Below are 17,897 nucleotides of genomic sequence, written 5' to 3'. Positions count from 1 at the left end.
GAGTACCCTCCCGACCACGGCACAGACCAGGTCACCGACGGGCCTACCGACCCTCCTGCCCACCCGAATCCGGTAACAGCGCAGGTCAGAGGCCAGATGCGGGCGTCTCGGCGAGTCCGACTCCCCCTACGGGGGACCCCGGACCCTCCACATCACCCTGGTCTGTCTGCCGCCGGGTCCGCTGGCCCGCTCGGTTCCGGCCGGCCGGCTCCCGCCGGCTGGCCGGACGGTCTGGCGGCGGCCTCCGGCGCCATCACCGGCCGCGATCGAATGCTGCTGGAGCTGCTGGACCAGCACGGGACCCTGACCACCGGCCAGATCACCGCGATCTGCTTCGGCGCCTACAGCACCGCCGACCGGCGGCTGCGCCGGCTGTTCCGGCTCGGGTTGCTGGATCGGTTCCGGCGGTACAACCCGCACACGGGCAACGTCACCGGCTGGCACTGGACGATCGGCGTTCTCGGCGCCAGGCTGATCGCGCTGTCCGCCGGCCGCCCCGCACCGGCGCGGGCGGCGGTGACCCACCGGCGTGACCAGCTGATCGCCTCCCCGCGGCTGGAACATCTGCTGGGCGTCAACCAGACGTTCGTCGACCTACGCGCCCACGCCCGCACCCACCCCGGCGCGCAGCTGACCAGGTGGTGGTCAGAGCGGCGGACCGCCGAAGCCTTCAGTCACCGCATCCACCCTGACGGGCACGGCGTCTGGCGCGCTGGCGGCCACACCGTCGGCTTCTTCCTCGAACACGACACCGGCACTGAAACCCTGCGGCGGCTGATCGACAAACTGCCCGCGTACACCCGCCTCGCGCAGGCCGGGGGACCAGCCTGGCCGGTGCTGTTCTGGCTTCCCACGACCACCCGCGCCAAGCACCTGCACGACGCGCTCGCCGACCAGCCGCCCTTACCGTTCGCTGTCGCGATCGCCGCCCGGGTCCCCGGTCGACGTCGTGGACTGATCGTCACCGGGCCCGACCCCGCCGGGTGCCTCTGGCGCGTCCCGGGCCATCGAGAGCTGCTGCCACTGGCCCAGGTGCCCTGCCCGCACCAGCTTCCCGGGCCACTCAACCCTGGCCTGGAGTAGCCCGCCACACCACGGCCCGCCACACCACGGCACGGCACGCGACGGCACGGCAGATCAAGGCCGACACGCCATGCATCCCGCCATCGCAGATCCGCCACGCCCAGATTGCTGCCGATCCGCTACGTCCTGAGGAGCCGCCATGCGTCCCGTTGTTCTGCTCTGCCTGCCCGACCTCACCCCGCACACCCCACTCTCCGCCGCTATCGGCGCCGCACTGTCCCGCCACCCCGATCGGACCGCCGGAGCTGACCCGCCGGCACCGCGCTACTCGCCGCGCCCGCCGCGCACAGCCGCCCGCCCCGGCGGGCAGCGTTGGAGCTTCGCCACCGGATTCTGGCCCACCCACCCGGGCACCGACCGCGCCCTGCTGGTCTCGGCGCGGCCCGACGAGGCACCCGGCCGGTGGGCGTGCGCCGGCGGCCCGATCGCCGTCGTGGACCGCGCTCTGGCCGCCCGCCGCGCACAGCGAGCCGCCGAAGTGCTCTGGCGGCTGTTCGACGCCGTCACCTGGAACACCCCACCCGCACGCCGCTGGGAACTGTTCGCCACCCGACACGAGGCCGATCCCCAGGTGGTCACTCTGGATGCCGCGCGACGGGCCTTCGGCGCGCAGCCCCGCATCCGGGCGATGCGCGACTTCGACCTACGGGCCGACACCCTCACCGTGTTCGCCCGCTTCACCCCCGACCGGTACGCAACCGCCCTGGACCACCTTCAACCCGGCAGCGCCGCGTTCACCGCCCGCCGCATCACCCGCGCCGTGGCCGGTGATCGGATGGTCTGCCCCGGCGGGCGGCTGCTGCGCCCGGTTGCCGACACCCCCGACGCGCTGGCGGTCTACCGCGCCGCCGCCGATGCCGTCCTGGCCGGCCTGCCCCCATCCACGATCGTGGTGGCGGTGCACTACCACTAACCGGGGACAGCCGCGTCCCCGATCGACGACGCGACCTTCGCACACCTTCTAACAGTGCAGGTCAGGGCTCTCCCCGTAGCTGCGGACAGGGGTTGTGCTGTGCGATTGGGCCGCTAATCTGCCGGCTCACCTTTTCCCCATTTCCCTGACGGTTGCTGCGTTGTGCATTCCCAGTTCTGGCCCTCACGGTCGCCTTGTTGTCCACACCCACCACCGGTGGCTTGTCGACACAGCGATCTGGTCGCACTGGCACTACCCACGCCGCACCGTCCCCGCCGACTGTTCGGCGGTCAGTCTGCCCACCAGGGCAAGGAAGGAGCCGGCCATGTCCACCGCTGCGGGCAGCGTGCCCACCACCCGCACGATTCCTACCACCCCCACCGGCCCGCGCCGGCACGATCCCCGCACCGTACTGGTCGGGTTCGTGTGTATGGCCGAACGGCCCGACTGGTACACCGTGAGTGAACGGCTCAACGATCTGGCCGGGTACTCCACCGTCGGGCTGGCGCCGGTCTACCGAGCGCATCGGTGGACCCGCCGCGAGCGGCTGATCAACCCGACCCGTCAGGGCCGGTACTGCTATGCCGCCGGAGGGCGGGTGGGATCGCTGCGCCTCGACCGCATCCGCGCTCAGGCCGGCCGCAACGCCGACTACGAGTGGTGGACCTGGGCGCAGGTTACGGCGGGAACGCCGAGGGCACGCACCAAGGATGAGATCACCCAGGCCAACCCCCGGGCGGACGAGAAGACGATCACCAAGCTGTTCGAACAGCAGCCGAGGGTCGCCGCGATGCTGGAGTACAACGCCCGCACGGACATCCCAGTCAGGCTGGCACCCGAAAACCTGGACGTGTTTCAGGCCGGATGCGGCAAATACTGGCGGTTCCAAGTGATGTCGTCGGTGGTCGGAGACGAGATGTGCAGCCTCATGGGCGACTTCTGGTTCCCGCAATCCGACAGCTTGGCCGATCGGTTCGCCTACCTCACCAAGGCGAACCATCACCTGGACTGCATGGGTCCGGGCAGTTGGTTGGTGTGCGCCCGCCTGTAGTACCCGGCGGCACTCCAACACACCCCGCATCACCACTCATCCCCCATCACCGCGCCACAGCGCCGACCCCGACCGGGCCGGCGCTGTCGTGTGCCCGCACACCGGACACACGCAGATCGCCATCCACCAGATCCGCATCAGAGAAGGAGCCGACACCCATGACCGTCACCCCGGCGCCACCTGCCGATCAGCCGTCGGTCCGGCTGCGCTGTGACTGCCGCTGTCCCGTCCATCACGTACGCCTGCGCACCTGGTACGACGACGGTTGCCGCTGCGCCCTGAGCTGCGCGACCCAACCGCCCACCATCGTCACCCGCTACCTGCACGGCGTGCTGTTCCAGAACCCGGACGACCTGACCCTGTCGTATGCCAGCTGGCACGACGACGGCCGCGTGGACTGGGCCAGCCTGCACGAGTTCGGCATGTGTGCCGACAACGCCCACATCGCGGGCGTCCTGCAAGCCCAACTCGCCGCGCTCAGCGCCTGCCTCCCCGACCTCGGCGACCTCGCTCCCGCCGCGCCTGGCACCGCGCCCTTGGCCCGGGCCAGCTCCCCACGGTGCGACTGCGGATGCCCACTGCACCACGGATGCCCGCGCAGAACCTGGAACACCGCGCGGTGCCGGTGCGCACTGCACTGCACCACCCAACCCACCAGCTTCATCTCCCGTGCCTGGAACCGCTTGCTGTTCCTGGACACCAACGACAGCAGGCTGCTGACAACCATCTGGAGCAGCCCGGGACGAATCAGCTGGGGAAGCTGCATCCAGGTCACAGCCCGCGATGACGACTGGTCGACCAGCGCCGTGGTGCAACCACAAATGGCCGCGATCGCCGCCTGCCTCCGCAACATCCGACCCGACCTCGCCTACTAGCGGTCAGGAGCGACAGTGATCATCATTCGCCATACACATCGCGACGGCACGATCCTGGAAGGATCAACCAAAGGCGACGGGGTGTACGAGATCGTCCGGCAGCACGGGTTCACCTGGCGCCGTTCGGTCGGGATTTTCATCCGCGGTAGCCGCGACAAGGACGCACAACAGCAGAACATCAACGCTGCGGCCGAGGCGCTGCGCGCGGCCGGGCACGAGGTCACCATCGAGGTCGACAACCAGTGGCGGCCAGCCGCCGAGCGGGAAGCCGACCGCGCCGCCCGAGCCGCTGACCGGGTCGAACGGCTGGAGGCCGGCGCCGCGAAGGCCGCTGCCGGTGCGGCTGCGGCACACGCCGCGGCGCACGAGATCGCCGCGCGGCGCCCGTTCGGCCAGCCGGTGCTGGAGGGCCACCACTCCGAACGGCGGCACCGGGCCGACATCAAGCGCGGCAACGACCTCGACCGCCGCGGTCGCACCCTGGACGACAAGGCTGGCCGCAAGGCGGACCGGGCGGCCGGCGCCGCGGCGAACGAGGCGGCCAAGCACAACCCGCATGCGATCGTGCGGCGCGTCGAGACGCTGGAGGCGAAACGGCGCACCTACCAGCGGCGGCACGACAAGGCCACAGCGGGCGGCGAGTACCAGCAGCGGATGGCCCGCGAGATCGCCCGTCTCACCGACGACATCGACCACCAGCAGCGCACGATCGACGCGATGCGCGAGGCAGGGGAGTACGACCCGTGGCAGCGCGACCACTTCCAGAAGGGAGACCGGGTGCGCCTCGCGCGGTTCGGCGGCTGGTACACCGTCACGCGCATCAACGCGAAGTCCGTGTCGATCATCGACCAGGAACAGCAGCGCACGATCGGCTACAACGACATCGGCGGACGGCGCCGTGGCGGGCTGCAGCTCGACCAGCCCAGCGGGCAGCCGTGGCCGGTGGAGCTCGCGGTCAAGGTGGCGCGCTGGTCGAGTCTGGCAGCTCGGGCGTCGCGACGAGACCACGAATACAGCGATCTGGCCCGCAACGTGAATGCCGCGATGCGGATGGTGTACGGGCTGCCCGTCACCGCCTCCGACGCGGAAGTGAGGGCGTTCCCGACACCCGCCGAGCTGGCGCAGCAGCGGGAGCTTTCGGCCCGCCTCCTCGCCGTCTACGAGCGGCTGGACGCCGGCGAACCGTGGCCGGATGTCGCCGCGTCGCTGCCCGCCTACGAGCTTGCGCCGGCGTGGCGAATCCCGACCGACCGCCAGCCGCAGGACGTGCGGATCGACCATCTGAAGGTGGGGGATCTCGTGGCCGGGGTGTGGGAACACCACGGTGGCGGCCGTCGGCTGTGGCGCACCTTCGCCGGGCCGATCGCCTCGGTGGATGCGCAGGACTGCCACGGCGAGCACGGCACCCACTACACCCTCACCACCGACGACGGCGCGGTGTACGAAGGGCGAGGCCAGTCGATCTGGCTGGCGGTCCACCGAAACGAAACCGCCGCCGGCCCTTCAGGCGCGACAGCGGCGCCCGACTGCGCGGCGTCGACCGAGCCGACGGTCGAACCCGATCCGAACCATCACAACGCCCGATAGCCCGCGCCCCCGCGGACGGCGGCGCCGGATGCCCGCTGGTGCCTTGCACCGGCCCTGGCCGCGCGACCTCCGACCGCGCCGGCCCCTGGGCCGGCGGAAGCACCGTTCACCGGCCTTCGACTGCCGGCCCGCCGCAGACCACGCGTTCGTGCACCGCCAGCCGATCCGGCCGCGCGCAACGCCTTGCCACACCATGCCGCAGCCGGGTCACCCGGGCAACACGTCCGGGTACCGGCCCTGCGGCCAGACCCGGCGCCTGCCGGCGCCGAGAACAGGAAGGCCCGACATGACTGATACCTCAACCACCGCCACCGGCTCGGCGGTGGCGTGTGACTGCGGCTGCCCGATCCACCACGGCAAGCCCCGCACCGTGTGGAGCGACCGGCAGTGCCGGTGCGTGCTGGTGTGTGCCACGCAGCCGACCACGGTCGTGGCTCGGGAGGCCGACTGCGTGCTGTTCCTGGATCCCGCCCACCATCACACGGTGCTCAGCGCCTATCTGCTGCCGATGGGCCGCATCGACTGGCCCAGCTGCGCACCCATCGCCGGCGGCGACGATCCCCGCGCCAACCGGATTCTGGCTCCGCTGCTGGCCTCGATCATCAACTACCTCAACGCCGCGCTGCCGGTGCTCGACCTGTAACCCCCCACAGCAGCCAGATTCCTGCACCAGTTCCCAGGCCACGTCGCGTGCCGCCCCGCACCAGGACGTGGCCTTCTCCATGCCCGAATCCATCTGCTACCGAGGAGTTCGTCATGCCCGCACTTCCGCGCCGTCTGCGTTGGATACTCCGGCCGCCGAAACAGGTTGCTGAGGTACTACCGCTGGCCTTGTGCCCGCTGGACCATCCCGCAACCACCGACAGCGGCGCCCGCGTCGTACCCCTACATGTGCTGCCCGACGGATCGGTGGAGGCCTACCAGCAGAGCCTGACCCTGCTGCGCCTTCCGGCCGTCACCCTGGCCCAACCCGACCGGCGCATCGAACTGCCCGACCGGGTGCGGCTGGCGTGGCGGGAGTCGTTCATCGTCGGCTACCTGCACGGTGCCACATCCACCAGCCCGCTGTTCGAGGGCGCCTTCCACGAGCCCGGCAACGCCGGCGCCTACGCCTGCGGCTACCAGTGCGGAACCGCCCGGCCGGCGGGCCCGCACCTGACGGGCAGCCCCCTGCTGCAGCGTTTCGCGCTGACCGTCTACGGGGCGGTGCTGATGGGCGACTGCGCCGACACGGTGTCGGCAGCGACGCCGAAGGCCACGCCCGCCACTCCCAACCCGACGCCGACACCCATGCCGAAGGCGACGGCGTCGTGACCCGTCGCCCGCACGGCGTTTCACGCCGCGGCCGATCGCCGAGGTGAGCCGGTCAGCACGGGCTCACCCGCTCCATGCTCTGCCCGTCCGCGGCGTCCGCCATCCGGCGGGCGCCGCGCCTGCTGCGCCCTGGCTTTCCGGCGCGCACGGCCGTTCAGATCGGAGATCTGTCATGTCGATACGACACTCCACGACCACCGCACTGGCGGTTGTCCTGGCCGCCATCGGCGGCTACCTGCTCGCGGCCCGCCACCACGCCACCGCCACCGACCGGTGGCGCGAGGCGGCCCTGCACGACCCGCTGACCGGCCTGCCCAACCGGCGGGCGGTCTACGAGCAGCTGATGCCCGCCCACCCCGAGGCGTGTATCGCGATGGTCGACCTCGACCACCTCAAGGCCGTCAACACCCGCCACGGGCACCACATCGGCGACCGCATGATCGCCGCCGCAGGGGTCACCATGCGGGTCTGGGCACAGGTCAGCCGGGCACACGTGGCCCGCCTGGCCGGCGACGAGTTCCTGATCGTGCTACCCGGCACCACTGACACGGCCACCGCGCAGCGGCAGATCGACGACCTGCTGGACTGGCTATCCCAGCCGATCCAGATCGACGGTGTCGAGCTGACCCTCAGCGCCACCGCCGGCATCAGCACCCGCACCGGCAGCGACGAACAAGACCGCGCCCGCGCCGGGCTCGCCCTGCGCAGCGCGAAACGCCGCCGCGGCATAGCGCTGGTCTACGATCCCGACCGCGACGGCAGCCCCGCACCCGACGGCGCCCGACCGGCAGTGCGGACCCGAGAACTGCCGAGCCCGCCGACCGAAGTGAACACCCGCCCCACGACCTCGGCGCGGTAGCGCTCGGCGTGCGGCATCCGCACGCCTGCCCCGTGGCCACGCCAACCGGCAGCCACGCGCTGGCCGCCATCTACTCCGACCCGCTTCACCGGGGGTCGCGTTTTCCCCTGTGCATCACGCCGTTCGCTCGACCGGTCTCGCCTTGCTGGTGGTGCTGCCGTCGAGCAGCGCCACTACGTCGGCGAGACCGGTCGAACCTTCCCGCAAGGAGACCAGCCTCATGCCCGACAGCAAACCCATCCCCGCCGGCCTGCATCACCTGCCCACCCACGGCGGCCGGGCCGTACCGATCGCCACCGCCCGCCACGCTGACGGCCAACCAGTCTTCGGTCTGCTCGACGACCAGCGGCTGCGGGCCTGCCTGGCCGACCGGCTGTGCGGCATCTGCGGCACCAGCTTGACCAGCCAGCCCACCATCGTGGTGCTCGCACGTCCCATCGACGTCCGCTACGGGGTAGTCGCCGAACCCGGCGCCCATCCCTCCTGCGCCGGCTACACCCGCACCGCCTGCCCCATGATCGCCGGCCAGCTCGCAACCTACCGGGCCAACCCCGACACCCGGCCACGCTGCCAGCACCCCGACTGCTGGTGCCAGCACGACGTCGACCATCCAGGAAGCCAACACCGGGCCGGGCATGGCGCCGACCGCTGGCTGGAGATCCGACTCGACATCGCCCACTACCGCACCCGGTCCACCGCACCGCGCACCGAGGACATCGGGGTCATGGTCAGCGCCCAGCTGCTGGCCATGGCGCGCCGCGTACGCAGCATCTCCCCGCCTCATGTCACCAACGACCACGACCCGGCGATGCCCACCCTGCGCGCCACGCTGCGGGCAGCGATCGGGTTGGAGATGTTCACCGCCACCCTCACCACCCCCACCGAGCAGCGCGACGCCGCCCGCACCGTCGAGCAACTCACCGGCGACCAGGGAGACCTCTTGCTGTGCGGAGGGCCCGGCACCAGCGGGCGCTTCGTCGCTCTGGCCCGTGCCGCCGCCCGCGCTGCGTATCAACCAGGCGGCGTCATGGTGCTGGGCATGCACTTGTGCCGACAGCCGCACGACAACTGCCCCAACACGAATCGACCGCAGACGTCACAGCCGGGACCGAACCGTCGCCCCGCACAGGACGCGTAAGCGATGATCGTTCTGATACCACGCCTGTCGATCGTGCATGAGGCAGACGTGTTCGACGGTTTGGCAGCGATCGCCGAGCGCAAAGGGCTGCAGGCCGAGGTCGACGGCCTGGGGGAGTACCGCCCGCGCAGCCGATGCGAGCACACGTTGTGCGGCACCGTCCACTACCGGGTGCGTCTGCGCCTGTTTCCGGTCACCGACCGGTATCGGCTACTCGGTCGCCACGGCCGGCGCATCCGCGCGGTCTGCTGGCATGGACACCGCGACGTGATGCGTGAGCTGTTCGATATCTGGCCGCGCGCCACGTTGATCAGTGCGCTGGCCATCTACCGGGGCGCCGATGACTTCGACGTCTCGCACCACAGCACACAACAGGCGTACTGCGATGGTGACGCTGAGGGCCCGCCGATGCGCAGCTGCGACTGCATGAAGGACGAGTGGTACGGGTCGGTCGACTCCGCCACGTGGACTCCCGACCTGCTGGACGAACAGCAATAGACCGCCAGCGCATCGCGCAACCGCACCACCAGAACACCCACCATCCACAGTAGACACACAGTTTCGAGTTCGGCTGCCCGGCAGTGTCGCTGGCCGCTGTTCACCATCACCACGGCCCCCGGGAGTCGACGCCACCGGCATCGGCATACCCGGGGGCCGGGTCGCGTCGGCTGATTGGAGAACGCCATGCTGCGCACTGTCGCCGCCCTGTTGGGCGGATCGGTCCTGACCATGTTCCTCGGCGTCGGCGCGCTCGGCACCATGTTCGGCGAGGACACGGCCACCAGCTCCTGCACGGTGGCATCCGCGCCGGGCCGGATCGGGCACTACGACGCGACCCAGACCGCCAACGCCGCCACCATCATCGGTGTCGGGCAGCAGCTGCATGTCCCGCAGCGCGGCTGGGTCATCGCGGTGGCCACCGCGATCCAGGAGTCGTCGTTGCATAACCTGGTCGGCGGCGACCGTGACTCGGTCGGGTTGTTCCAGCAACGCCCCAGCCAGGGCTGGGGCACCCCCACCCAGTTGCACACCCCTACCTATGCGGCCACCGCCTTCTACCGCGCCCTGCAGCGCGTTCCTGGCTGGCAACATCTGTCGCTGACCGCGGCGGCGCAGGCGGTCCAGAACTCCGCCTTCCCGGATGCCTACGCCCAATGGGCGTCCGACGCCACCCGCCTGGTAGCCACCATCACCCGCAAGCCATCGACGGTCGGTGCGGCCGACGCCGCCGCCGTCCAGACCCGCCCATCCACCCACGGCACTACCGGCACCGGGCCGTCCTCGGCTAGTGCTGTCCCCGCTGGATGTAGTGCTGCAGCGTGGATCAGCCCGGTTATCGCCCCCATCTCCTCAGGCTTCCGGCCACCCGATCGCCCCGATCACAACGGCACCGACCTGGCCGCGGCCCGCGGCACCACCATCCACGCCGCGCACGCAGGCGCCGTCACCGTCGCCCGCTGCGACCCCGCCACCGGCAACTGCACCATCAACGGGTCGATCAGCACACCGGGCTGCGGCTGGTACGTCGAGATCCGCAGCCCCGATCACATCATCACCCGCTACTGCCACATGGCCACACGCCCCTCCGTCCACGTAGGGCAGAAAGTGGCTACCGGGGCGCCGATTGGGGTGGTGGGGCAGTCCGGCAACGCCGACGGCCCACACCTGCACTTCGAAATCCATCTGCGCGACGACCCCAACCCGTCCGGCGCCGTGGACCCGGTCGCCTTCTACCGCAGCAAACACCTGGTACTAGGCCAGAAACAGGCAGCCTGACGCGGCCAACGCCGCTGCCTGCTCTCACCGAAAGAAGCCCAGCCAACGCGCGCCGGAAGCGGCGCCGCGCTGATGTCTCCACCCTGTGACCGAGTGAATAGGACGGCATGTGTCATGACACGCCACTACCGGATCACCGCGACCGGATACCACGACGACCATCAGTTCGACACCGACGACCCGCAGCAGGCGATCGACACCCTGCACCAGTGGGCGTTCGAGGCGACCGCCTGCCTCGACACCGACGAGCAAGCCGCCCGCTACGCCTGGGTGTATCGCGTCAGCCCGGCCGACCTGGACGGGATCACCGTCGAGGTCCGCGGCTACCAGATCGCCGTGAGCGTCACCGACACCGACGCCCCGGACCCGGCCCACTACCTGCATCCGGCCGCCCTTGCCAGCGAGAGCCCGCAGGTGCATGCGCGGTTGGCGCTGACCGAACTGGTCGGCCCCAGGCACTCGACCATCGCCGCGCGGGTCGCCGAGCACGGCGCGCTGGCCACCCTCGCATGGCTGACTGACCACGACGATGCCGCCTGGCTGCGCCATAGCATGCCGTATCGGCATCCGACCACCATCGACACCACCGCGATCCTCGACTACGCCGCCCGGCACGGATTCTGCTATCTCACCCCCACAGGATTCGGGCTGGCCGCTGCGGCTCCCGCACCCGGTCTACGAGGTATCCGGCGGGGCGTTCACCATCCCACTGGGCCTGTGGGTGCACGGCACCAGCCGGCTGGACCTGCTCGCCACCGACGGCGGTATCGCCGTGGTCGGAGGCGAGGACCCCAGCGACTCCTGCGGTGAACTGGCGCAACGCTGCGCACACGCGCTGACCACCCAGCGAGTCACAGTATGTGCCGGGTTTAAGCGGCACCGGCGCCGCCGCACACCGCGGAGCCACCCTCGCCGCGGAGGCAGGGTCGACCACCCGCAGCGTCGTGGTGCTGCCGACCGGGCCCGGCGGGCGCCTGAACCTCACTCAATGCCAGCGCCTCGCCGCCTCCGCAGAACACGCCGCTCTGGTGTCGTGCTGGCGGATCGACCACACCGACCTCCACCAGGCGGGCACTGCCGACCGGCAGGACATGCTCGCTGCGGCGATGTGCGGGCCACTGCTGCAGATCTGCGGCACCGACGCGCCCTGGCAGCTGGCACCAGCGCGGCTGGCCGCAGCCCTGCACCACCAGGTGGTCGCCATCCCCGGCGCGCTCGATTCTCCCGGCACCCGCGGCCCTCATCGACTGATCGCCGAGGGAACAGCGGGCCTGGTCACCGACGCCAGCGACCCGTTCGGCCTTGGGCACGAGCCGGCCGGGGCGCTCGCCGGTCGTGCCAGCGTGGTCGAGGCTGATCCCGGCCTCGACCACGACCGGCGCTGCGGCTGCGGTGGACGCGCGTCCACGGCATCGACCACACCGACTGAGCGTCCAGAGCGGAGAGCCACAGCGAGACCGCCGCGGAGCGCCAGTTTCGGCACTCGCTGCGGCTGGTTCGTGCGCGGAAGAGCTCGGTCGTGCACCGCTGCGACACCGAACCGGCCGACATTCTCAACCAGATCGCCGATCGCTCGCCACCGCGGTCACGGCGATGGCGAGCCGGCCACCTGCCGACGCGCCGAGCTCGACTGCGGCTGACCGCGACAGACACGCCGGCTGCTGCGTGCAACTGGCCACCACACCATCACGGGTCTTACCGCGGCGCATGGGTCGTCTGGTGGGGCCGTCGTGCTGCGCCCGCGCCCCGAGCCCATCCCGACGATCTCGGAGCACGGGGCCACTGCTGAGAAAGGACAACAGACCGTGCCTCACGCCAACGCCGCAGGTGATACGCCGCTACCCACCGACTCGCAGGAGGTGGTCATGACAAACCCGTGCACCCCGTCCATCCATCTGAGCACGGTCGGACCGGCCCGCGACCGCATGCAGGCCGTCGAGATGCACACGCCTGTCGGTGAGTGCAGCCTCGGCAGGTTGTGGCAGATGGTGCCCGGCCGCTACACGGTGCTGCCGATCGGCTGCCCGGTCGCCACACCGTTGCTTGCTGATCCGCAGCCGCTGATCGGCTGGCTCATCGACCGCCTCCGCCACCCGGACCGTGCCGCCGCGATGGCCCGCCGGTGGGCCGACGCGGTGAACGGCCCGTCGCCGTGGGCCGAGTACCTGCGGGCCGAGGCGGCCCGCCTCGACTCGACCATCCCGCACACCCACCAGGCCGTCGACGACGGCCGGGGCAGAAAGGAGAGCCACCGGTGAACAGCTGTACACCGAGCGGCATCTACTACCGGAGCGGCTTCGAAGACGACTGCTCCACCGATGCCATCCCTGACAAGTACCCCCTCACGATCAACAGCCCGGACGGCGAAGAGTTGGCCGTCGACGTGCACCGCACCTGCGGCGGCCGGTACCCGCTCGGCGGGCCGACAGCAGAGTACAACCGCCACCACGCCGCCATGATCCGCGACGCGCTCAACCGGCGCCCAGGCACAGCCACCGCCTGCCCGCCACACGACGCTGCCAGCCTGGCCGGTGCGGCGCTCCACACATCTCCCGCGATCAACGTTGACAGGCGGCGGTAGCCATGCATGTCGACGGCACCCCCCTGCGGCACAACGAGTATCCACACCAGGCGGGAACGCTCTATGGCTGTCTCCTGTGTGAGATCAACTGCTACTGCGATGCGCTGAATCGAGGACACGCAGAGCGTGCCCCTCGCGTCGTGTGCGTGCACTGTGCCGAGAACCACGCCCGTCGCAACGACCCATGACCAGAGCCGCGGCGTAGGCCGCAGCAGAAGGGCCTGGGCTCTGAGGTCGAACTCGCCAAGGAGACCGCACCAGCACCCCACACTGCGAGCCCGACCAACGACCCGATCCACCACCGTCCACACGCGGGTGATCGCGCCGACCTGGCTGATCGATCAGAAATCGCTACGCCTCATTGCCAGTCGCACAACGGATCTGCCGCCTCGCGCAGACAACCGTGCAAAGCCGCGACGTGGAAGCCGAAGGCGTCCAGCTTGCCGAGCATCCGTCGCGGACTGTTCGCCATACCCGGCTCCAGCACACGACCTGCGCTGTGTCGCCCCGTTGTGCGCTAGCTGAACCCAGAGACAGTCCTCAATGGACGGATGCTGCGCGCAAATCAATCCGGCCCTTCGCGGAGGGAAATCCATGCCCATCTTCATGCGCTGCTGCGCCCGGCCACGAGCCCCGCCCAGCAGACCGCGCAGCCATCACAGCCGGCGCCGTCCGGCGCCGGAACCTCAATCCCAGAAGTCTTCAACGCAAAGGACACCCTTGATGGACAACATCAGCACGTCTGAGTCTGCCAGCACTGCGAGCGTCGAGCGCCCAGTACCCGCGGCGGTGCAGGTCGCCGTCGGCGACTGCGCCGCGGGATGTGTCGCCGTACTCGACGGCGAGCAGATCGTGGTGGTCGGCTCGCCCGACAACGGCCAGGTTCCCGTGGTCACCGCCGGCAGCCTGCAGCAGCTCGCCGCAGCCACCCTGGTCTACACCGATCGCAACCAGGACCAGAACCCGTCGCACGCCACGGCGATCGCGCAGCTCTACGACCTGGTCCGGTCCGACCGCGGGCGTCAGGCGCGGCTGTCTGAGCAGCTGAGCGACTTGCGTGACGAGTTCGCCCGCTACCAGCGACGCAGCGAGGCGAACCTCGACTCGATCCGGCAGGCCGCCATCGACCACTACAAAACTGGCGACTCGATCTGCACCGAGGGACTGCAGGAGTTCCTGCGTGACCACGGCATGCAGCCGATACGACACCGGGTGAGGTTCACCGTGGTCGGCAGCTACCTGGTGGAAGGCGACGCCGACGCAGACAGCATCCAAGACGACGCCGTCTACGTGGAGATCGATCTGTCCAACGTCGACGACGTCGTCGACAACAGCCTCACCATCGACGATCGCACCATCAGCGTCACCGATGACGCCTAGCAGTAGATCCGCCTCGCCGGCAGCCAGACGAGGCACAGCCAGTCGGCTCACAACCTGTCGCCGCCACTGCTGATGGCCTCACCACGCCGCGCGAACGGGTTCATCCGCGAGCGGCGCGTGGCGGCTCAGCTTCTCGCGATGGCCGGGGCCCGCACGGGCGTCCCGGCCATCGCCGTCTTCCCCTCTCGCTCCACCGATCGGTGGGCGAGCCAACGCAGCCCGTCGCCCGGCGGGCGCTCCAGAAAGGAATGACACGCATGACCGACCAGCCCCGTATCAACGGGCATGCCAGCGCTGCGATCCCCGAGGACACCCTGATCGCAGTCGCGCTGCTCGAACAGTTCCAGATCACCCCCAACGACGATCGTCTCCAGATCGGGATCTTCACCACCACCACCGGCTCACTGGAGCTCAGGAGCCGGCGGCTTCGGCTGCCCGACCTCGACCTGGCTGCCGGCCAGCGGCTGGCCCGCATCATCAACACGGTCACCGACGACGGCCACACCATCCGCGAACAGGCTCAGCAGGAAGCGGAAGCACCGGTGCTGGCCTGGTGGATGGCGGGCGGCTACGCAGACCGCCCGCGGCTGGTGGTGGCCGTCACGCCCACCGGGGTCTGGTACGACGCTGCCGCAGACCACGCAGACGGCGATCCGACCATCTGCCGCTACAACGGCGGCGAACCGTCCGGCATTGACGCGATTGTCGAGTGCCTGCGGGAGCTGGCCTTCCCGGTCACGCTGCAGCACCAGACCACGGATGCCTGGGTGGCGTCGGAGACCCGCATGTGTAGCTGCTGGCATCCCTTCGCCGCTCACCGACTTGACGGCCCCGAGCACGGCTGCGACCAGGACTGCGACTGCCGCAGGTTCGCCTCCACCGAGGACCATCTGCCGGGCCGGTGGGTCCTGGACACCCCCGAGATGCTGGCCACGCTGAAGCTTGCCGACAGCTGCGCCACGGCCGCCCACCACACGAGCCCGGACGGCCAGCACTGGCACTGGGTGCCCGACTTCCTCACCCGACTCGACGTCTGACAACGGCGCCACACCGATGACCGGGCGCCGTGACACCCACGCCAGCCGGTCCTGTCCCGGCGCGGGGCCCGTCTTGACACCGGGTATCGCGCGCTGCCTGAACCCCACTGACTAGAACCGACAGACGACCCTGCGAACGCGGGCACCAGCCACCATGCGGCCGGTGCCCGCGTTCGCGTCGTCAGGAAGGACGGCCATGACCGACCACGACCGCCAACGCCCCCAGCCAGTGCGTCTGAGCACTCCGGATGCGCTGCTTACGGCGATCCCCTACCTGCTCGGCTACCACCCCTGCGAACGGCTGGTCGCCCTGCTGCTCAAGGACAACCACGTCGAGCTGATCCTCTCCTACCAGCTCGATACGCCCGACATTGCCACTCACCTGGTCGAGTGCGCACGACGCCATCACGCCTCGGCCGTGGCCCTGGCGCTGTTCAGCGACCTGGACTCGGCGACCACCCTGCTGCGCTGGACCGCGCACGCGGCACGCGCCGCGGGCATCCGGCCGCTGGGGCAGCTGCAGATCCAGAACGGCCGCTACCAGGTCCTCGACCCCCACGACGGCGAAGACTGCGGCTGGCAGCACTTCGGGCCCGACACCGCGATCCAAGCCACGATGGTCACCCACGGCCTCGTCGCACACGCCCACCGCGCCGACCTGGACACGCAGTTCACCGCCGTGACCGGCGCCGCCCGCGACGCAATCCGCCACACCACCATGGTGATCAACCAGCGCTGGCAGCACCGATCGCGCCGCGACGCGGACAAGACCCGCCACGCCCTGCGCGCGATCGGCCAGCGCTACCTCGCCACCATCGACCGCCAAGTGTGCGCCGACCCCACCAGGACCATCACCCTGCCCGACAACCACGTCGCGCAGCTGGGCATCTGCCTGCGCGATGTCGCTGTGCGCGACGCGGCGATCGAGTACCTCGACACCAACCTCGCCGCCTACCAACGACTCTGGGCGCAGATGATGCGCCGCGTCGACCACGACGACCTTCCCGCCTGCGCCACGATCTGCGCGTACGCCTTCTGGCGCAACGGCGATTGGTTGAACGCGCGCTTCGCGATCACCCACGCGCTGGATGCCGACCCGAACTACCGGCTGGCCCAGCTGTTGCGGACCGCGCTCGACGCGCAGATACCACCAGACGACCGAGCGCTCAAGCCCGCCCACGCCACCCCGCACAGCCCTGAGCGCTGAGCGCTGAGCGCTGAGCGCTGAGAGGCCACGCCGGGTGCGGCTCTGCCTTCATCGCCCCCGATGACATCCGAGTCGCCGAACCGTCCACCGCGCCGTTGCTGCCCAGGCGGGCCAGCGCTGCATTCCCAGTTCCCGACGTGGACACCCGCCCACCCCTGGCGCGGCGGGTGTCCGCGTTCCCCGCTGCTGAAAGGATTCTGATGTTGCCAAGACTTGGTGAAGCACACTGCGACTGCGGCTGCGTCAGCCACGCACGAGCGCCGCGCACCCGCTACACCGACGCGGAGTGTTCCTGTCGACTGACCTGCGGCTCACAACCGGCGAGTCTGCTGATCCCCGATTGGGGGCTGCCACGGTATGCGATGTTCCTCGACGCGGCCGGCGTCCTGATCACCGTCGCCATCGACACCGACGGCCAGCCGGACTGGCCCACCGCAGGCGAGATCCATTACACCCACGCACTCGCCCCGGCTCGGCGGGTGCTGGCGCACCTGCTGGAAGCTGTCGCGCTGCTGACCCCGCCGGCCGGCAGCAGGATGGCGGCAGCCGACGCATGGCTGATACGTGGCCTGATCGATGTCATCGCCACCAAGATCCGCCACGGCGAAGACCTGGAACATGGCGACGCCGCCCCGCACCGCCAACTCGACACCGGCAGGGACCTGTGCCCCAGCGACTGCCCACTGCGCCGCGACAACCGGCTGGCGCCCAGCTGCCGATGCCGGCTCGGCTGCATCCTGCACGGGGTGGCGTTGGTCAGCGGCAGGCAGGTCTGGGTTCCTGACGGCGGCGTCCTGCATGGCCTGGGCACCACCGTGGACGGGCAGATCGACTGGGACAGCCACCACACCGTCCTGATCAGCCCGCCACCGTCTCCACTGCGCGACGAGCTGACCGCGACCCTGACGGCCCTGTCCACACTCCACGACCGGCCGTCCCGGCCCGCGCCGCTCGACCAGGTCATCGGTCACCTGCACCAGGCGCTCACCGAACAGCTCCGGCAGCACTGAACCCGCCTCCGATGGCCGGGACGCCCACCGCGCCCCGGCCATCGCCGTACGCACATCATCGGGCCGGCCGGAGACACCGGACGCCT

19 protein-coding genes and 1 pseudogene are annotated in these 17,897 nt (G+C 70.3%); all 20 read left to right on the top strand.

All coding sequences use genetic code 11. The annotated features are described in order from the left end of the window. Positions 1–270 precede the first annotated feature (270 nt). The 20 genes and pseudogenes from NUM_RS03720 (at position 271) to NUM_RS03630 (ending at position 17,811) form a co-directional block, all read left to right on the top strand. Positions 271–1,083 carry a replication-relaxation family protein gene (locus NUM_RS03720; RefSeq protein WP_207123112.1) on the top strand — a complete coding sequence of 271 codons (813 nt, stop codon included), beginning with the start codon at positions 271–273 and terminating at the stop codon, positions 1,081–1,083. A gap of 139 nt (positions 1,084–1,222) precedes the next feature. After that, positions 1,223–1,996 (top strand): hypothetical protein, encoded by a 774-nt coding sequence (locus NUM_RS03715; RefSeq protein WP_207123111.1) that lies wholly within the window; start codon positions 1,223–1,225, stop codon positions 1,994–1,996. 325 nt (positions 1,997–2,321) lie between these two features. After that, the gene (locus tag NUM_RS03710) at positions 2,322–3,047 is read left to right on the top strand and encodes a hypothetical protein (protein ID WP_207123110.1); all 726 of its coding nucleotides are present in this window, start codon (positions 2,322–2,324) and stop codon (positions 3,045–3,047) included. Between the two features lie 158 nt (positions 3,048–3,205). Beyond that, positions 3,206–3,922 carry a hypothetical protein gene (locus NUM_RS03705; RefSeq protein WP_207123109.1) on the top strand — a complete coding sequence of 239 codons (717 nt, stop codon included), beginning with the start codon at positions 3,206–3,208 and terminating at the stop codon, positions 3,920–3,922. A 15-nt stretch (positions 3,923–3,937) separates the two neighbouring features. Beyond that, a pseudogene (locus NUM_RS37900) lies at positions 3,938–4,483 on the top strand (DUF3560 domain-containing protein); the annotation flags it as partial. Between the two features lie 93 nt (positions 4,484–4,576). Beyond that, positions 4,577–5,509 (top strand): hypothetical protein, encoded by a 933-nt coding sequence (locus NUM_RS37075; RefSeq protein ID WP_225918314.1) that lies wholly within the window; start codon positions 4,577–4,579, stop codon positions 5,507–5,509. Positions 5,510–5,795: 286 nt separating this feature from the next. Beyond that, entirely contained in the window at positions 5,796–6,152 is a 357-nt protein-coding gene (locus tag NUM_RS03695) for a hypothetical protein (protein ID WP_207123107.1), read from the top strand. Between the two features lie 113 nt (positions 6,153–6,265). Continuing rightward, positions 6,266–6,823, top strand: a complete 558-nt coding sequence (locus NUM_RS03690; RefSeq protein WP_207123106.1) for a hypothetical protein — start codon at positions 6,266–6,268, stop codon at positions 6,821–6,823. Positions 6,824–6,995: 172 nt separating this feature from the next. After that, positions 6,996–7,682: a GGDEF domain-containing protein gene (locus NUM_RS03685; protein WP_207123105.1), complete on the top strand. Its 687-nt coding sequence runs from the start codon at positions 6,996–6,998 to the stop codon at positions 7,680–7,682. 220 nt (positions 7,683–7,902) lie between these two features. After that, on the top strand, positions 7,903–8,820 hold the full coding sequence (locus NUM_RS03680; RefSeq protein ID WP_207123104.1) for a hypothetical protein: 918 nt from the start codon (positions 7,903–7,905) through the stop codon (positions 8,818–8,820). A gap of 3 nt (positions 8,821–8,823) precedes the next feature. After that, a complete protein-coding gene (locus NUM_RS03675) occupies positions 8,824–9,318 on the top strand; it encodes a hypothetical protein (protein ID WP_207123103.1) in 495 nt (164 codons plus the stop codon). Between the two features lie 186 nt (positions 9,319–9,504). Further along, positions 9,505–10,596: a M23 family metallopeptidase gene (locus NUM_RS03670; RefSeq protein ID WP_207123102.1), complete on the top strand. Its 1,092-nt coding sequence runs from the start codon at positions 9,505–9,507 to the stop codon at positions 10,594–10,596. A gap of 114 nt (positions 10,597–10,710) precedes the next feature. Continuing rightward, the gene (locus NUM_RS03665) at positions 10,711–11,406 is read left to right on the top strand and encodes a hypothetical protein (protein ID WP_207123101.1); all 696 of its coding nucleotides are present in this window, start codon (positions 10,711–10,713) and stop codon (positions 11,404–11,406) included. Between the two features lie 134 nt (positions 11,407–11,540). Beyond that, positions 11,541–12,236 (top strand): hypothetical protein, encoded by a 696-nt coding sequence (locus NUM_RS03660; protein ID WP_207123100.1) that lies wholly within the window; start codon positions 11,541–11,543, stop codon positions 12,234–12,236. A 225-nt stretch (positions 12,237–12,461) separates the two neighbouring features. Then, a complete protein-coding gene (locus tag NUM_RS03655) occupies positions 12,462–12,854 on the top strand; it encodes a hypothetical protein (RefSeq protein WP_207123099.1) in 393 nt (130 codons plus the stop codon). Further along, positions 12,851–13,177 carry a hypothetical protein gene (locus NUM_RS03650; protein ID WP_207123098.1) on the top strand — a complete coding sequence of 109 codons (327 nt, stop codon included), beginning with the start codon at positions 12,851–12,853 and terminating at the stop codon, positions 13,175–13,177. Before NUM_RS03655 ends, NUM_RS03650 begins: the two co-directional genes overlap by 4 nt. Before the next feature lie 594 nt (positions 13,178–13,771). Continuing rightward, positions 13,772–14,557, top strand: a complete 786-nt coding sequence (locus NUM_RS03645) for a hypothetical protein (protein WP_207123097.1) — start codon at positions 13,772–13,774, stop codon at positions 14,555–14,557. 257 nt (positions 14,558–14,814) lie between these two features. Beyond that, positions 14,815–15,594 carry a hypothetical protein gene (locus NUM_RS03640; RefSeq protein WP_207123096.1) on the top strand — a complete coding sequence of 260 codons (780 nt, stop codon included), beginning with the start codon at positions 14,815–14,817 and terminating at the stop codon, positions 15,592–15,594. A gap of 196 nt (positions 15,595–15,790) precedes the next feature. Then, a complete protein-coding gene (locus NUM_RS03635) occupies positions 15,791–16,801 on the top strand; it encodes a DUF4192 domain-containing protein (RefSeq protein ID WP_207123095.1) in 1,011 nt (336 codons plus the stop codon). A 362-nt stretch (positions 16,802–17,163) separates the two neighbouring features. Next, complete coding sequence (locus NUM_RS03630; RefSeq protein ID WP_207123094.1) at positions 17,164–17,811, top strand: hypothetical protein; 648 nt, start codon at positions 17,164–17,166, stop codon at positions 17,809–17,811. The last annotated feature ends 86 nt before the right edge of the window (positions 17,812–17,897 follow it).

This window comes from Actinocatenispora comari (genome assembly GCF_017312725.1).
Taxonomy (GTDB): domain Bacteria; phylum Actinomycetota; class Actinomycetes; order Mycobacteriales; family Micromonosporaceae; genus Actinocatenispora; species Actinocatenispora comari.
The sequence above is the reverse complement of the archived record's forward strand: the minus strand, read 5'-3'. Positions and strand labels throughout refer to the sequence as shown.

Coding starts and splice junctions, on each gene's coding strand:
- NUM_RS03720 (WP_207123112.1), top strand. CDS start 271: ATGCTGCTGGAGCTGCTGGACCAGCACGGGACCCTGACCACCGGCCAG.
- NUM_RS03715 (WP_207123111.1), top strand. CDS start 1,223: ATGCGTCCCGTTGTTCTGCTCTGCCTGCCCGACCTCACCCCGCACACC.
- NUM_RS03710 (WP_207123110.1), top strand. CDS start 2,322: ATGTCCACCGCTGCGGGCAGCGTGCCCACCACCCGCACGATTCCTACC.
- NUM_RS03705 (WP_207123109.1), top strand. CDS start 3,206: ATGACCGTCACCCCGGCGCCACCTGCCGATCAGCCGTCGGTCCGGCTG.
- NUM_RS37075 (WP_225918314.1), top strand. CDS start 4,577: ATGGCCCGCGAGATCGCCCGTCTCACCGACGACATCGACCACCAGCAG.
- NUM_RS03695 (WP_207123107.1), top strand. CDS start 5,796: ATGACTGATACCTCAACCACCGCCACCGGCTCGGCGGTGGCGTGTGAC.
- NUM_RS03690 (WP_207123106.1), top strand. CDS start 6,266: ATGCCCGCACTTCCGCGCCGTCTGCGTTGGATACTCCGGCCGCCGAAA.
- NUM_RS03685 (WP_207123105.1), top strand. CDS start 6,996: ATGTCGATACGACACTCCACGACCACCGCACTGGCGGTTGTCCTGGCC.
- NUM_RS03680 (WP_207123104.1), top strand. CDS start 7,903: ATGCCCGACAGCAAACCCATCCCCGCCGGCCTGCATCACCTGCCCACC.
- NUM_RS03675 (WP_207123103.1), top strand. CDS start 8,824: ATGATCGTTCTGATACCACGCCTGTCGATCGTGCATGAGGCAGACGTG.
- NUM_RS03670 (WP_207123102.1), top strand. CDS start 9,505: ATGCTGCGCACTGTCGCCGCCCTGTTGGGCGGATCGGTCCTGACCATG.
- NUM_RS03665 (WP_207123101.1), top strand. CDS start 10,711: ATGACACGCCACTACCGGATCACCGCGACCGGATACCACGACGACCAT.
- NUM_RS03655 (WP_207123099.1), top strand. CDS start 12,462: ATGACAAACCCGTGCACCCCGTCCATCCATCTGAGCACGGTCGGACCG.
- NUM_RS03645 (WP_207123097.1), top strand. CDS start 13,772: ATGCCCATCTTCATGCGCTGCTGCGCCCGGCCACGAGCCCCGCCCAGC.
- NUM_RS03640 (WP_207123096.1), top strand. CDS start 14,815: ATGACCGACCAGCCCCGTATCAACGGGCATGCCAGCGCTGCGATCCCC.
- NUM_RS03635 (WP_207123095.1), top strand. CDS start 15,791: ATGACCGACCACGACCGCCAACGCCCCCAGCCAGTGCGTCTGAGCACT.
- NUM_RS03630 (WP_207123094.1), top strand. CDS start 17,164: ATGTTCCTCGACGCGGCCGGCGTCCTGATCACCGTCGCCATCGACACC.